At 64.9% G+C, this 15,728-nt stretch carries 8 protein-coding genes; all 8 read right to left on the bottom strand.

Features of this window, described 5'->3' with window-relative positions; all coding sequences use genetic code 11:
- Positions 1–521: 521 nt before the first annotated feature.
- The 8 genes from HMPREF3056_RS05480 to HMPREF3056_RS05515 all read right to left on the bottom strand — a co-directional run bounded on the left by HMPREF3056_RS05480 (position 522) and on the right by HMPREF3056_RS05515 (position 15,720).
- Positions 522–2,069: an acyl-CoA carboxylase subunit beta gene (locus HMPREF3056_RS05480; protein WP_371441525.1), complete on the bottom strand. Its 1,548-nt coding sequence runs from the start codon at positions 2,067–2,069 to the stop codon at positions 522–524.
- Positions 2,066–6,865, bottom strand: coding sequence for a type I polyketide synthase (locus HMPREF3056_RS05485; protein ID WP_070754313.1), 4,800 nt, complete (start codon positions 6,863–6,865; stop codon positions 2,066–2,068). Before HMPREF3056_RS05485 ends, HMPREF3056_RS05480 begins: the two co-directional genes overlap by 4 nt.
- 213 nt (positions 6,866–7,078) lie before the next feature.
- Positions 7,079–8,938: a FadD32-like long-chain-fatty-acid--AMP ligase gene (locus HMPREF3056_RS05490; RefSeq protein WP_070682258.1), complete on the bottom strand. Its 1,860-nt coding sequence runs from the start codon at positions 8,936–8,938 to the stop codon at positions 7,079–7,081.
- Between the two features lie 125 nt (positions 8,939–9,063).
- Complete coding sequence (locus HMPREF3056_RS05495) at positions 9,064–9,996, bottom strand: cutinase family protein (RefSeq protein WP_049156975.1); 933 nt, start codon at positions 9,994–9,996, stop codon at positions 9,064–9,066.
- 66 nt (positions 9,997–10,062) lie between these two features.
- Positions 10,063–10,581, bottom strand: coding sequence for a hypothetical protein (locus tag HMPREF3056_RS05500; RefSeq protein WP_070754314.1), 519 nt, complete (start codon positions 10,579–10,581; stop codon positions 10,063–10,065).
- 8 nt (positions 10,582–10,589) lie between these two features.
- Positions 10,590–12,503: an alpha/beta hydrolase-fold protein gene (locus HMPREF3056_RS05505; protein WP_371441526.1), complete on the bottom strand. Its 1,914-nt coding sequence runs from the start codon at positions 12,501–12,503 to the stop codon at positions 10,590–10,592.
- Positions 12,504–12,798: 295 nt separating this feature from the next.
- A complete protein-coding gene (locus HMPREF3056_RS05510) occupies positions 12,799–13,830 on the bottom strand; it encodes an alpha/beta hydrolase (protein WP_175973789.1) in 1,032 nt (343 codons plus the stop codon).
- A 144-nt stretch (positions 13,831–13,974) separates the two neighbouring features.
- Entirely contained in the window at positions 13,975–15,720 is a 1,746-nt protein-coding gene (locus HMPREF3056_RS05515) for an arabinofuranosyltransferase AftB family protein (protein WP_070682249.1), read from the bottom strand.
- Positions 15,721–15,728 lie beyond the last annotated feature (8 nt).

Raw genomic sequence — 15,728 nt, forward strand, 5'->3', positions numbered from 1 at the left:
GTTTTATTTATCTTAAGCGAAACCACGGATTGAGCTTCTCCAAAGGGCAAAATGGCGCCTAGCAACCTCCGATTTGTCCGGAGTTCGCCCAGCATAAGCCTAGTGCCGTCGTGTTCACCAGAAACGCCAACCAATCGAACATAAAACGAAACCCCTCTGCACGGCCTGAAGGGTCCGTGCAGAGGGGTGCTGTTCGCGTAGAGCTTACTTCGAGCTCAGGGAAGAACCGGAGACGGTAACACCGGCGCGGTTGAGCAGCATGATGACGAGGTTGATGATGTCGCCACTGAGGTCAATAACGCTAGACAGCATGAGAGTTCTCCTTTATTCGATGACCTAGACTTAATGTCTATCGTGCGAGTATGCCTCTGACGTTACGCCTTACGCGAAAAATCCGGCAGGTTTTTGGGGAATGGCCCTAACCGGCCACAGCTCCTACCCAGCACCGCGGCAAGCTACAAGGTTGACCGCCCCAGTAGAGAATTCGGCAGGGCAACCATCCCGCCGGCGCTGGCGATGGGCTAGAGCGGGGAGATGGTGTGCTTCTTGGGCAGGTCCTTCTCCTGCTTATCGGCAAGCTGGCGCAGCGCGCGGCGCAGGGCTAGACGCGACTCGGAAGGCTTAATCATGCCATCGAGGTAACCGCGCTCCGCGGCGACATAGGGCGCGGTCATGGTCTCGTCATAGAAGTCCATGAACATCTTCTTCGTCATAGCGCGCTGCTCTGGGGTCTCGGCGGCCTCGAGCTGCTTGCCGGCAATCATGACCACGGCGGCGGCCGATCCCATCACGGCGATCTGGGCCGTCGGCCACGCCAGGTTGATGTCACCCGTCAGGTTCTTCGAACCCATCACGGCATAAGCACCGCCATAAGCCTTGCGCACAATGAGCGATACCTTCGGCACGGTGGCCTCCACCACCGCAAACGCAAACTTCGCGCCGCGGTGAATCAAGCCCGCCTTCTCCTGGTCCACGCCCGGCAGGTAGCCCGGCGTATCCACTACGAAGACCAGCGGGATGTTGTAGGCATCGCAAATACGGATAAAACGCCCGCCTTTATCGGCAGCGTCCGCATCAATACAACCCGCCGAATGCATCGGGTTATTCGCCACAAAGCCCACGGCCTTGCCATCAATACGGCCAAAGGCGGTAATGACGTTGGGGGCGTAGTTTTCCTGGATCTCGATGAGATCGTCATCGTCGCCAAGTTGTGTGAGCAGGTCCATCATGTCGTAGCCGGCGTTCGTGTCATCCGGCATGAAGGAATCCAGCTCGGTGTCTTCAGCCACCTCGTCATCAGAAGGTGCGTCGAAGACCGGAGACTCGTCGAAGCAGGTCAGCGGCAGGTGATCCAGCAAATCGCGCACCAAGTCAAAGGCCTCATCCTCCGAGGGCACCACAACAGACACGTTGCCGTTGAGCTCCTGCTGGCGCGCAGAGCCGAGGTCATGGGAAGAGATCTCCTCGCCTGTGACTTCCTTGATCACGTTCGGACCCGTCACGTACATCTCCGCCTCACCATCGACGGCGATGATGAAGTCCGTGGTCACCGGCGCATACACCGCGCCACCGGCGGACTTGCCCATCATGATGGAAATCTGCGGGCTGCGGCCGGACAGCGGCAGCTGGCGGCGGGCAATCTCGGAGTACATAGCCAAAGACGTCACCGCGTCCTGAATGCGCGCACCACCGGAATCCTGAATACCGATAACTGGGCAACCAATCTTGATGGCCAGATCCATGATGTCGGTGACCTTCTTGCCAAAGGTCACGCCCACGGAACCGCCGTAGACGGTCTTATCGTGCGCATAAATGCACACCGGGCGGCCGTTGATGCGGCCGTGGCCGGTGACCACGCCGTCGGAGTAAATCGCGTCCGGATCACCGGGGGTCTTGCCCAGGGCGCCGGTTTCGACGAAAGAGCCTTCGTCGAGAAGCGCGGCGATGCGTTGGCGCGGAGTCGAGCGGCCGGCCTCATCGCGACGGGCCCGGGAGCGTTCACTGCCGGGGTCCTGGGCGCGCTCGAGGCGCTCGCGTAGGTCCGCTAGCTTGTCAGCGGTGCTAGTCACTTCCGAATCTTCTCCTCGATCCATTCCTCCATGTGCTTGCCCACGATACCGATTGCGGGCTCGTCGGGAACCGCCAGGTGGTCGCCCGGCAGCTGCACAATCTCCAGATCCTTCACGATAACGCCCCAGCCACCGTCCGGGTTAATCTCCGCATAGGCAGGCTCGAGCTCGATGGCGCCGTCATGCATGCGCTCGGAGCGGAAGAGGATGACGGGCACGCTTACCGACGCCCACCGTCCCATATCCAGCGAGCCCAGAATCTGGTTATCCACGAAGGACGCACGTTGGTGTTCGAGCACGCCGGCGGACAGGCCGTGCTCAGAGGCGTCGGTGGAGCTAAGGAATTCCGCGAGCATGGCCATGAGTGCATCCTCGCCCACGGTCTCCAGCATCTCGTAGGGCGGCTCGAAGTCGAGGCCATAGGTCTTCTTGGCGAAGGCGGCGTAGCGCCCCCAGCGGGCCTTGGTTTCCTCCAGTGTCTTCGGGGCCGGATGCGCCGGCTGGGTGGTATCCAGCAGCGCGATGAAGGCCACCTCGGCCGCATCCTCGCCGCGGGCGGCGCGCTCCTGGAGCTGGTAGGCCACCTCATAAGCCAGCGCGCCACCGAAGGACCAGCCGCCGAGCACGACCTTACGGCCGCGCGCGTAGTGCAGGATGTCCTCGATGTAGGCGGCGGCGCGATCCTCCAGGCTGCCCTCGAGACGCTCCACGCCGTAGACGGCGACGTCGGCAGGCAGGCGGCGAGTCAGCGGCTGGTAAACCACGGTGGTGCCGCCGGCCGGGTGGAACATGAAGACGGCGGGGCCATCGGCCTCGCGCAGGACACGGATATTGCCCTCGACCTCGGTCTCCAGGCCTTCGCGGACCAGATCCGCCAGGTTCTCCAGTGCTTCGGCCTCGTAGACTTGTTGCGCGGTGACCTCGATGCCGGCGCGCTCGGTGAGACGCTCGGCAATCTTCTCAGCCACCTCATCGCTGACCTGCGGCAGCGCGGAGGTCACTCCGGCCGCGGCCTTACCGGTGAAGGTGGCCCAGGTGCCGAAGACCATGCGCTCGGAGGCATCGCGCGGTGCGACGCCTACGCCCGTGCTAGCCTCCTCGGCCGCTCCCTGTCCCGCAGCTTCCTTCGCGCTCGCAGCGGAAGAGTCTTCAGCGGAGTTGTCGTCCGCGGAGGGCGCATCAGCGGCCGCGTCGGCCGGCGCCTGCGCGGCAGCACCGGGCTGCTCGGACACGGCATCTTCGACCATGGTGATGACGTCGGCGAGGGAGGCGTCGCGAAGCGCCTGCACCTGCAGCGGCGGAATCTGGAAGTCATTCTCCACGCGGTTCTTGATGCGCATGCCCATGAGCGAATCCAGGCCGAGATCAATGAGCGGCAGCTCACGCGGGAGATCGGAGACGTCGTAGCCCATGGACTCCGACACGATGAGCGCCAAGCGCTCCTCCACGCTCTCCTTCTCCGGGTCCCAGCGCACGGCATCGGCGCCCACATCGGGGTCAGCGAACTGCGGCGCGGTCACCGCCTGCGGCAGGCTCGGCTCCGGGGTCGCAGCGGGTTCGGCAAGGTTGAGCGTCGACGCAAAACCTTCCGCGATGAGCTTGGTCGTCGCACCATCCACGTAGTGCACCGCCAGCGACAGCCCGCCCAGCGTGCGGCGGACAATCGTGGTGACCTCGCCCTTCGCGGGCAGGTCAAGGTGCTCCTCGCTCGCCGCGATGTGGGCGCCCGGGGTCACGGCCTCGGCGGCTGCCTCCAGGATGGCCAGTGCACTCGGCGCCTGGTCGGCGTTCGTGGAGAACGCCACCGCGCCCTCCGGCAGCGTCACGCGCGCTCCCGGCAGGCCGGATACGCCCGAAGAAGGACGAGCGTTCGTCCAGAAACGCTGGCGGCGGAAGCGGGTATGGGGGGCGGCGACAAGCGCACCGGAGCCGAAGACCTTGGTGTAGTCCACCGGAGTACCCGTGACGTAGAGCTTGCCCAACAGGTCCAGCAGCGACTCGGTGGGATCCACCTTGCGCTTCAGGCTGTAAAGCAGCTGCGCATCCGCCTTGCCCGCGGCAAAGGCGGTGGACATCAGACCCATGAGTGCAATCGGGTTCGGGGAGATCTCCACGATCTGCGTGTGCCCAGCCGCAAACGCCGCCTCCGTCGCATCCTGCAGGTAGACGGGCTTGCGGGTCATGCGGATCCAGTAATCCTCATCGTGCAGCACCGCACCCGGGCGGTAGACCTTGCCGCGGTCGACGGAGGAGAAGAGCGTCGTATGCAGCGGAGCAGCTTCCATGCCGGCGATTTCCGCATAGAGTTCACCCAACAGCGGATCCACAGCGGAGGTGTGGCCCGCGCCCTTAACGTAGAGCGCGCGGGCGAACTTGCCCTCGCCGTCGAGCTTCTCCACCAGCGCGAGGACCTCCTCGCGCGGGCCGCCCACGGTGGTCATGCCGGGGCCGGTGTAGACGGCGGGCTCGATGGAACCCGGAAGAGCGTCGATCTCCTCGGCGGAGAGCTCGACGACGGCCATGGCGCCCTGCTGGTCGTCGGGAAGCGAGGCCTCGCCCTCCCCCATGAGGCGCGCGCGGTGGCAGGCGATGAGCATGGCGTCGGCCGCCGTGATGCCGCCCGCGGCGTAGGCCGCGCCGATCTCACCCATGGACATGCCGATAACGCCGGTTGGGCGCACGCCGAAGGTGGCCAGCAGGTCCGTCAGCGCGATCTGGATGGCGGTGATGGCCACCTGCGCAGTTTCGGTGTTATAGGTCTGCTCGTCATCACGCACCAACTCCAGGATGGACCAGCCGGATTCGCGCTGCACGATGGCGTCGAGCTCCTCCAAGCGCGCGAGGAACTGCGGCGAAAGGGCAATCATGTCCTTGGCCATCTTGCGGTGCTGGGAGCCGAAACCGGAGTACATGAACACCGGGCCGTGCACCGTCGGGGAATCCGCCGCGGCGATGCCGACGGAGACGGTTCCCTCGGACACCTGGCGCAGGCGCTTGACAGCTTCTTCGCTTGACGACGCCACCACTACCGCCCGCGAGCGCCCATGGTTACGGCGCGCGAGGGTGCGGGCCAGGGAGAGCAGGTTCGGGTTCTCGGCTTCGATGTAGTCCGCTAAGTCGGCTGCGGCTGCGGCGCGGCGCGAGGGCAGCAGGCCGGAAACGGGCAGGGCCACCGGGTGGCCTTCGCCGATGGCGACCTGCGGGGCGTCCTGGTGGGTCAGCCCGCGGTAGTCGGTCAGTACCACGTGGGCGTTGGTGCCGCCAAAGCCGAAGCCGGAGACACCAGCGATTTTCTGGCCGGAGTACTCGGGCCACTCGCGCGGGTCTTCGACGACTTCGAGGTGCTCGGCGTCGAAGTCGATATAGCGGTTGGGGCCCGCGTAGTTGATGTTTGGCGGGATAACGCCGTGGCGCATGCCCTCGATGACCTTGATGAGGCCCACCACGCCGGCCGCGGACTCGGAGTGGCCGATGTTGGTCTTGGCGGAGCCCAGCAGGGTCGGGTTATACGGTTGGCGGCCCGGGCCCAGCACGCGCCCCAACGCGGTGGCCTCGATGGGGTCACCGAGGATGGTGCCGGTGCCGTGGGCCTCGACGTAGTCGACGTCCTGCGGGCGGATGCCGGCGTCGGCGTAAGCGCGCTCGAGGACGTCGACCTGCGCGTCTGGGTTGGGGGCGGCCAGGCCGTTGGAGTGGCCGTCGGAGTTGACTGCGGAGCCCTTGATGACGGCGTGGATGGTGTCGCCGTCGCGTTCAGCGTCTTCGAGGCGCTTGAGCACGAGCACACCGGCAGCGTCCGCGCGGACGATACCGTCGGCGTCGTCGGAGAAGGCGTGGATGGCGCTGGTGGGCGAGGTGACACCCAGCTCGCTGAAACCGATGGAGGCGTGCGGCGAAGCGAGGATGTTCACGCCGCCGGCCAGAGCCGTATCAGCTGCACCTACGCGCAGGTCCTTGACCGCCTGGTTGACCGCCACGAGGGAGGCGGAGCAGGCGGTGTCCACGTTGAGGGAAGGCCCGCGCAGATCGAAGGCATAGGACAGGCGGTTGGCAACGATCGCCGAGGACGTGCCCGTCATGGCATAAGGGTGCATCTCGGCGGGGTCGGCGGTAATCAGCATGCCGTAGTCATTGTTGGTGGAGCCCATGTAGACACCGGTGGCGGTGCCGCGCAGCTGGTTGGCGGGCAGGCCGGCGTCTTCGAGGGCCTCCCACGCCACCTCCAGGAGAATGCGCTGCTGCGGGTCCATGTTGGCCGCCTCCAGCGGGGAGAGGCCGAAAAACTCGGCGTCGAAGGAAGCGATGTCCTCGATGTAGCCGCCGTCGGTGTTCTGCTGCTCCATCTTCTCGCTGGTAATCGGGTCAGAGGAGTACTCCGACCAGCGGCCAACGGGCAGCGGGCCGGTGCCGGCGCGGCCCTCGACGAGCATGTTCCAGAACTCGTCGACATTCTTGGCGCCCGGGAAGCGGCCGGCATAGCCGATGACGGCGATGTCCCCGCCCGCGATGGCGGCCGAGCGTGGTGCCGCCGCTCCCGGCGCGCTGTCTGCCGGGGCGCCGGCGGCGCCGTTGACGAGACGCTCGGCCAGCTGCGCGATGGTGGGGTACTCGTAGGCCACGGTGGGCTCGAGCTTAATACCGAGGAGGTTTTCTAATTCGCCGGAGAGGACTACTGCGTCACGCGAGGACAGCCCGAAATTCTCCAGTGGCTTGGTGTCCGTGATTTCCTCTGCCGACAGGCCGGTGGTCTGCGCAACCCAGGTGCGCAGCCAGCCACGAAGCTCTTCAACGGTCATAAATCTCTAGCTTTCTTACGCGGACTAAAATTTTCTATCTATGCGGTCGATTTTGCGCAGCACAAAAGCGCGCACATCGATGCGTCTATAGGGGTTATCGGACGATTATCTCACTTTGTTAACTTAGGTCTCATAACCGACATACCCACAGGCAGCGGCAACCCCCGCCCCCACGGCTCACGCGGGGAACGGGGGTTGAATGGTGCGGGGCCTTTAAGAGGCGAGGTAGCTCTTCTTGGCCACGCGGCGGGCAATCTTGCCCGAGGAGGTGCGCTTGATCTCGTTAGCGCCGAACCACTGGATGACGGCCGGGGTCACGCCGTGGTTCGCGGAGACCGCGGAGCGGATGACCTCGGATGCGGCGGCGTCATCGGCCGGGTTGGCGTCGTCGGCGCGCTCGATGAGCAGCACGAGCTCCTCGGTGCTGCCGCCTTCCACGGAGAAGGCCGCGATGGAGTCCGCGCGCACGTGGTCCGAGGCCTCCTGCACGGTGCCTTCGATGTCCTGTGGGTAGTGGTTGCGGCCAGCCACCACGATGAGGTCCTTGAGACGACCGGTGATGTACACCTGGTTATCCACGATGGCCGCCAGGTCCCCCGTGGCCAGCCAGTTGTTGTCCTCCGGCGCGTTCGGCACGCGGGTGCCCTCCGCCAGGCGCTCCCCCAGCGTGTTGTGGAAGGTAGAGGCAGTTTCTTCCGCGCGGTCCAAGTAGCCGGCGGCACGGTTCTCTCCATGCAGCCAGATCTCGCCCACACGGCCATCCGGCAGCTCGACCTTGGTCTCCGGGTCCACGATGGTCAGGTGCTGGGCCACGACGCTCTGACCACAGGAGGCGTAGGCCACGGAGTCCGCGGACTTCTCCACGATGACTGCTTCGCCCTCGGCCAGACGCTCGCGGTCGAAGTGGGAAATGATCGGGCGCTCCAGAGTCTGCGGGGTGGTGACGATCAGCGAGGCCTCCGCCATGCCGTAGGAGGGGCGCAGGGTCTCACGGCGCAGGCCGTACTCCTCCTTGCCAAAGACCTCCCAGAAGGAATTCACCGCGGACTCCGTGACCGGCTCCGAGCCGATCACGATGCCATCGACGTTGCTGAAGTCCAGCGTCTCCCCCGCCGCCGGAGCACCGTAGCGCGCGGCAAGCTCGAGGGCGAAGTTGGGAACCACGGCGTAGGTTCCCTGCAGCTGCTCATCGATGGGCTGACGCTTGAGCTGGTCAATCCAGCGCTTAGGTTGCTGGACGAAGTCACGCGGCGTCATGATCTCCAGGTTGACGCCCAGGATGGTCACGAAAACCGCCAGGATGATGCCCATGTCGTGGTGCATCGGCAGCCAAGAAACCACGCGGGCCGGCAGCTTAATCTGTACCGCGGTGAAGATCTGCAGCACGTTGGTCATGATGTTGCGGTTGGTCAGCAGCACGCCGGCCGGGGTGCGGGTGGAACCGGAGGTGTACTGCAGGAAGGCCGGCTGGTCCAGCGGCGCGGTCTGTAGCGCGGCAAGCGCGGCCTTGCCTTCCTCCGTCTCCAGCGGGTTGACCCAGCTCTGTGCCAGCGAATCCGGCAGGGAGTCGATGGAGATGATGCGCGGGCGCTCGGCTGCTGGGCGGTCCGAGAAGTACGCGCGGTTGGCGGCAGCGGACGTGTTGTTGGTCAGCACGATCGACGGGTTGGCATCGCCGAAGACCGCCCGCAGGTGATCGGTGTGGCCGGGCTCGTTCGGATCATAGAGCGGGATCGGGGTCATACCGGCGTACATCGCGCCCAGGAAGCCGAAGATGTACTCGGGGGAGTTGCCCGCCAGGATGGCCACGCGATCCCCCATCTTGCCCACCTGCTGCAGGCGCGCTGCTACCGCCTTGATGCGGGTATTGACCTGGGAGCGGGTGATATCGCGCGGGGTGCCCTCCGGATTATCGGTATAGACCCACTGGCGCATGACCGGGCGATCCGGGATTCCCGCCTGCTGCTCCGCGGCATAGACGTGTTCGGCGAGCCCCGCCAACGTGAGGTGAGGCGGCAGGGCGATGTTGCCCTTGTCGTCGAAGAACTGGCCGATCAAGGCTTTCAGGTCCATGTGGGAAAGCTCCTTCGTAGGGTAGAGAGGGGCGCGCACCCCTGCTTCACGTACTTTTGACATTGAAAATATCAGAAGGAGTGTGCCGAACGTTACATGGCGCGCGGGCGGGACGTCGTCAAGCGCTACTGCGCGTCGATGGTGTCCTTAGCCCACTGCGTGACCCACTGGTTGGTGGTGACCCCTTCGATAACGTCCGGATTGTAGGCATACAGTGCATGAACGCCGTTGGCGTCGATGAGGTCACGCGCTCGTTCGAGCCCGTTGCTCACGTCCAGGGGCGCATCACAAATAGAGTCATTCGGCGCACAGATTTGGAAAGTGCGGTCCGCCAACTCCCCAAAGCCATTGGCGCGCGCACCGCGCATGGTGGCGCCCGGGACGATGCCCTGAATCAAGGTCGACACCGGCTGCAGGGCAATCTCCGCGCCCACGCCGCCGACGTGCGCACCCGGGTTAATGCCCACGCCGTCCTGGCGCCGGCCGTCCGCAATGAGGGCCACACCCGCCACGCTCTCCGCGGGGATGGGTCCATTGCCGCCGCCGATGCGGTCCGCCACATCACCCGCGATGACCGCTCCCTGCGAAAATCCGCTCAGGATGAACTTCGTGTCCGGGCAGGTCTCGTGCATGTAGGTCAGCTCGCCCTCGAGGCGCGAGGTGCCTTCGTTGCGGGAATCGTCGTAGCTCATCTCGTGCTGCGCGTTGATGTTCTTAAACTGCGCGGTGTACGGCAGCGTCCACACCTTAACGTCCTCGGGGACGTAGGCCTCCTTCAGGGGATTCGTGATCGAGAGCATGAAGGAGTTCGGGTTCGCGCCCGGGTTGATCGGATCATCGTCCGCGGCGGATTCCCACGTTCCCGGCGCGGAGATGAATTCCACGCGCGGGCACCAGTCCGGCTGCTCGGGGGCCGTGTTGTCCTCCTCCTGGGAAGGGGCAGGCTCCGCAAGGTTTCCTTGTTCCCCTTCCTCACGGGTGTTGAGGAAGTGAACCGCTCCCCCGCCAATCAGGGCGAGGAGGACGACCACGGCAAGGACGGTCAGTGTGTTACGCATGGTTTTACGCATGAAGAAATTTCTACCTTGGAAAGGTGCGGGATTCCCTGGGGAATCCCTGCCACATTACTGAGCGCAGAGCGCGCGGCCCTGCTCGGTGATGAGCTGGACGAGTTCTTCGTGGCTGAGCTCGCTGCGGCCCTGCTCGATGAGCTGCCCGGCCACCGCGGGCACGGTGACGGTATCGCCCTGGCAGGAGGCTTGCGCGGCACCCACCAGCTGGTCCTCCACACCGTCAATGTTCACGCCCTTCTCAGCCACTGTGGCCAGGAAGTCCTGGTCCGGGCCCTGTTCAGGCGCGGGCGCGGGAATTTCGGAGATCTCGCGCGCGCCGCGGTCCTCCGGCTCGTCGCCTTGCGCTCGCTCACTCTGCTCGGAGGGCGACGCCGACGCTGAGCTGGACGACGCCTTGCTTGACGACGATTCACCGCTCGCCCCCGAGGAGCGCTCCAGCGGCGCCACCGATGTTTCGGTGGCCTCACCTTCCTCGACGGTGGCGGAACCGCAGCCGGTCAACAGCGCACCGGCGGCCAGCAACACGGCCGCGCCGGCTGTCGCAGCGGGACGGGCGGAGAAAAATCGCATAGCCGTCCCTACTTCTTATCCGCCTGAACCTGGCCCATGACCTTGCGGATAACACCGTGCTGGAAGGTCTGCGTCAGCCCGCCGGCCGGGATCGTCGCATAATCCTCGGTGGGCCAGCCGAACTCGCCCTGCTCGTAGCCGTGCTTGCCCCACTCATCAAAGATCTCGCCCTTGAGGATGTAGTGCGCGCCGGAGTCCATGGACCAGTAGATGTTGCCGTGCTCGAACTCCTGGAAGAAGCCGCCATTGACGGCCTTCTCCTCACCCACCGGGAAGCCCAGCTCGGAGTCAGCAGCCTTCAGCTCCTTGTACTTCGCGCCGATAGCACCGTGCACGATGTGGGTGGAGCCATCCGGGTTGCGGGTCAGCACGCCGTCCTCGAACTCCTGGACCTCGCCGTCGCCGACCTTGCGCGGCTCGGCTACCGGGTACTTGAGGTCGCCGCCCTCGAAGCCGTTCTTGCCCCAGGCGTCGAAGAAGTCCTTCGAGATAGGCCAGGCGCCGGTCTCCGGGGTCCAGTAGATGGAGCCATGCTCGAAGTGGACGTAGCGTCCGCGACCGTCGGGGGTCTTCTCCTCACCGGTCTTCGGGAAGCCCAACCAGGAGGTCGGGCCACCGAGCTCGGAGTAGCGTGCGCCGATGCGGCCGATAACGGCGTGCGCACCAGTCTCCGGGGACCAGTAGGCGGTACCGGCCTGGAAGTCCTGGGCCTTGCCGCGCTCGGCGACGTCATACTCGTTGTTCACGCAGGAACCGATGATGCCGGACTTGGTGGCCTCAGCGATGGCGCCAACCGGGGTGCAATCCGCGCCACGGTCGCTCTTGTCCAAGCCGAGAGAGTCGGCGATGTAGGGCCATGCCTCGGTCATCTCGAACTGCCAGTATTCCCAGCTGTGGACGCCGGTCGGGCGGAACTTCACGACCGGCTCAACGCCGGCGCGCTTGGCGTAGTCAACGAAGGTCTGGGTGGACATACGCGAGATTGCTTCCAGGCCCACGCCGGCCATGTTGGCCTGGCCCTTCGCCACGGAGCCGAGTTGGCCGTAGTCGTCCTTGCCGTTGCCGGCGGAGACATAGACCTTCATGTCCTTGAGGTTTTCAATGCCCAGCTTCGGATCGTGGTCGATCCAGTCCTGGGAGTAGAGCTCGCCCCACATGTTGGTGGAGGTGAATCCGCCGGCATCAGCCTGCGCGGCGGTAATGGCCTCCGGCATACCGGTGGTGGTGGTGTCGAGGTAACCCGAGAAAGAGCCAACATACTTGAAGGCCCAGGGGTTGCGCTCGGCCAGGTTCATGGCGGCGGTACCACCCATGGAGATACCGGTCACGGCGCGCTTGCCGTTGGAGCGGTAGCCCTTCTCCAGGATCGGGATGAGCTCCTTCATCAGGAAGGTCTCCCACATGTAGTGGGTGCCGTTGTCTTCCTTCTGCCAGTCGGAGTAGAAAGAGGACTCGCCGCCCACCGGCATGATGAGGTTGACGTTGCGGTCGGCGTACTGGGACAGGATGTTGGTCTCGATGGTCCAACCGGACTCATCGTCACGCGCGCGCAGGCCGTCGAGTGCCCAGACCTCCGGGAAGGTCTTGTCCGGGCTGGAGTACCAATCGCGCGCGAGCTGAATCTGCACGACCTGCTCCTTGTCCGGCATCGCAGCGGACTTGATGTAGACCTTGAGGTGGCGGTTGGTCAGATATTCCACGCGGGAGACGGACACGCCCTCCGGCAGGCCCTCAATCTTCGGGTACTCCGTCTCCACCGGAGTACGCTGCGGCGGGTTGGACGGCGCGAAGGAATCGGAGAAGTTAGAGCTTCCCAGCAGGTCGGTAATGCCCTCGCTCGAGGAGCTTGAGGACTGCGCGTTTGCGATAGGCAGCAACGCAAAGCCCACTGCCACGGCGGTGGGCAGCGCAGCGATGGTCAGGCCCTTGCGGGCTGCGGACGGGGAACGCAGGCCGGAATCCTTAGCGGACCGGCGAGGCTGAGATGACGCAGTGTTCGGCATTGAAGAGTCCTTTTAAGGGGTATATCGAGATAAGGGCACGCGGTACCGCGAGCGAGCTCCGCAGGTTCCCCTCCTGCGGAACTCGCCGCCGCACGCGTGGTGAGCGGTCTAGTGTGTTCTCAAGTTTAAGTTTAACTTGAGACTTTCGGTAGGGGGACACGCCCAGCGGTGGGATGAAAAAGCCGCCACACCCAAGGGCACGGCGGCTAGCTAGTTACCAGGCGTTCATAACGTTGAGCACCTGCGGCTTGGAGCGTTCCAGCTGGTAACCGAACTGCTCCCAGTTGTGCAGGCCCTGGGCCGGGTAATCCGTCTGCAGGCGAACACCCATCGCCCGAGCCTTGAGCTCCCACAGGCGGGTGGTGCCGTTGGCGAAAGCTTCCAACGCCATGCCGGACGCGATGTGCTGCGGCAGGTAGCGTTGCTGATCCAGCGGCCCCGGGACACCCGAGGCAGCAGACACGTAAACATCCGTTCCGTTTGCAGCCAGATCCGGGATCAGGTTGAAGGGATCATTGCTGAAGCGCTTCGGGTTGATGACGGAGCCGTACATGGCGTTGATGTTGAAGCCGCCGGCGTCGAGAAGCGCCAGGCGCATAAAGGTCTGGGCTCCCGGCAACGTCGTGGTGAGGTAGCCGGAGTAGGACAGCGCCTGACGGAACTGCTCGGGGTGCTTGCCAGCGAGGGTAATCGCTGCGGTAGCGCCCATGGACAGACCAGCAATGGAGTTATTGTTGCGGGCCACGCCGAAGTTGCCCTCAAGGTAAGCCGGCAACTCCTGCGTCAGGAAGGTCTCCCACTGGTAGTTGACCGGCTTGACCAGATCGTACGTAGCCGGACCGTTCCAGTCTGCATAGAAGGAGCCAGCGCCGCCCACCGGCATCACCAGGGTGATGTTGTGATCCACGTAGGTGCGCGCGGCGTTGACGTCATGGATCCACGCGTTGGTGGAATCGGTCGCGCGCAGACCATCGAGCAGGTAGAGGCCCGCGTTGCCGCCGTTCTTGGCAGGCTGGATCTGCACCGGGATGTTTCGGCCCATCGCCTGGGACCACACATCGCAGCGCTGCACCCAGAAGCCAACGCGATCCCACTCGCAGGTGCCGGTGGCGTCCGCGCGCAGCCAGTCACGGTGAGCCGCGGATGCTTCCTGGGTGCCGGCGGTCACGACCAGGCCCAAGGCCACGGCGATAGCGGCCACCACTGAGAGGACCCGAGTCCGCAGGCCAGAGCTTAGTGAACTCATGTTTCTCCTTAACATTTTTACTGCCATTACTACATCGCCAACACGCCAGCGATAGTTACGGATTAATAACGAGAATCTTTTGTAGCGTAACGCACCCTGGCAATTTTTGCCTCCCCGTGGGGGTATTTGCCAGCCCGCCCCAAGCTAGTGGGCAGGGTAATCGGCCGGATCGGCAGAAAACATGAGGGTGCGCCCCGTGGTCAAAGAGAAGGCCAGGTTCGCGCGGAAGCGCTCCCACGTCAGGGGCTCGCTGTAGGAAGCAACAAGCTCCTGCACCTCTGGCGTCGCCAGCGCCGCCCGCGCCTGCCGAGTCTTGTCCTTGTCATACCACGGCGGGAGGTACTCAATGTCCGCGCCGGTCAGCGCCGCCTGCCACTCCAGTTCGAGGTGCTTGTCGTGGCCCACGCGTCCGCCTTCCTCGCGGGGCATCCGTGCGGCCAGCGGCGTGGCCAGACCAATGGTGTCGAGCACCCGCACGTTGAGCGGCGCGTTCATTGAGGTCATTCCCAGGTTGACCAGGTAGACCGTCGGCGGCTCCTCCGCGCCCGGCTCGCGCGGGACGGTGAGCCAATTGAGCTGGTCCTTCTCCTTGTCCTCTACGTAGATGACACCCAGCGCATCGCCGTGCGCCAACTTTTCGGTGGCTTCCCCGTATCCGCGCATGAACTTCATCGTCATGTAGTCCCGTGCCGAACGCGGCGGGTAACCCGCCTCGCGGTTCGTAGCGTAGGTCCAGAAGTCGCGCTCATCCACGATGGACAGCGGCTGCTCGTAGGCCTCCCAGTCCGTCGGGTGCCCGCGCAGCACGACCACCACGGCCCACACCGCGCAGAAGGCCGCCGCGAGCACAGACACCAGGCCTCTCAGCGGCAGCACGAAGACTGGGAGGAGGGCGGCAAACAGCGGCAGCAGCAGCATGCGGCCGTGCATGAAGTCACCGCCGACGCGCAGCACGTACACCACATGCACCACCGCTGCACCGACCAGCAGGTAAGTGACGGTCGTGGAGCTTCGCAGGGCCGCCGGGCGCAGATGGGCACGGAAGGTCCACAGCGCAGCACCCGCCAACACGAGAACGGGCAGGTACAGGGCATACGGCCCAACGAAGTCACCGGCATAGTCCAGGCCGCTGCCCCACGCGCTTGACGACGCCGACTTGGCCACCGCCGTGTGCGGCGTCAACAGGCCGTAATATCCCATGCGGAAGAATTGGTAACCCGCCGGGATGGGCAGGGCCGCGCCGAGGATACCGAGCCAGACTTTCCAGTTGCGGTGTGCCGCCAAGAGGAGCAGGCCAGCCAGCCCGCCGTAGAGCGCGAATTCCGGACGTACGAGCCAGGACAACCCCGCCCACAGTGCCAGCCAGTAGGCGCTGGCGTTATCGCGAGATTGCGCCCAGTGCTGGAGCAACGCCCACAGGGCGGCGAGGTAAAAGATGGACAGGCCCCACTCGAGTCCGGAGGTAAAGAAATCACGGGCAGGCGGCAGCGCGAGGTAGACCAGCGCGCCCGCGGGCGCCAGAAGCGGAGTGGCGAGTTGGCCCGAGCGGAAGAAGGCCCGGGCTGTGGCCCACGCCCCCAACATCATGGCCGCGACCGCCAGAAGCAATCCCAGGTTGACGGCGATGGACTCCAGCGGGGCGTTGGTGACCCAACGGGCAAGCAGGATGAGGTACTGCCACAGCGTCGAGGTATTGGCCTCCACGCGCTCGCCCGCGTTGAAAACGGGGCCGTTGCCCTCCTCCAGGTTGCGCACGGTGCGCAGGACGATGAGGCCGTCGTCGGAAATCCAGCGGCGCGCGAAGCCGCCCCAAAACGAGAAAACTCCGATCACGATGACCGAGGCCAGCGCGCTGAGCGCCGCCGCGGTACGTGATTCGGATTTTCGCATGAGGAGAG

This window comes from Corynebacterium sp. HMSC056F09 (genome assembly GCF_001815785.1).
Lineage (GTDB): Bacteria > Actinomycetota > Actinomycetes > Mycobacteriales > Mycobacteriaceae > Corynebacterium > Corynebacterium hiratae.

Bases quoted from the DNA above. Each gene is read 5' to 3' on its own strand.
- HMPREF3056_RS05485 (WP_070754313.1), bottom strand. From the start codon at position 6,865: ATGACCGTTGAAGAGCTTCGTGGCTGGCTGCGCACCTGGGTTGCGCAG.
- HMPREF3056_RS05490 (WP_070682258.1), bottom strand. From the start codon at position 8,938: ATGGACCTGAAAGCCTTGATCGGCCAGTTCTTCGACGACAAGGGCAAC.
- HMPREF3056_RS05495 (WP_049156975.1), bottom strand. From the start codon at position 9,996: ATGCGTAACACACTGACCGTCCTTGCCGTGGTCGTCCTCCTCGCCCTG.
- HMPREF3056_RS05500 (WP_070754314.1), bottom strand. From the start codon at position 10,581: ATGCGATTTTTCTCCGCCCGTCCCGCTGCGACAGCCGGCGCGGCCGTG.
- HMPREF3056_RS05510 (WP_175973789.1), bottom strand. From the start codon at position 13,830: ATGAGTTCACTAAGCTCTGGCCTGCGGACTCGGGTCCTCTCAGTGGTG.
- HMPREF3056_RS05515 (WP_070682249.1), bottom strand. From the start codon at position 15,720: ATGCGAAAATCCGAATCACGTACCGCGGCGGCGCTCAGCGCGCTGGCC.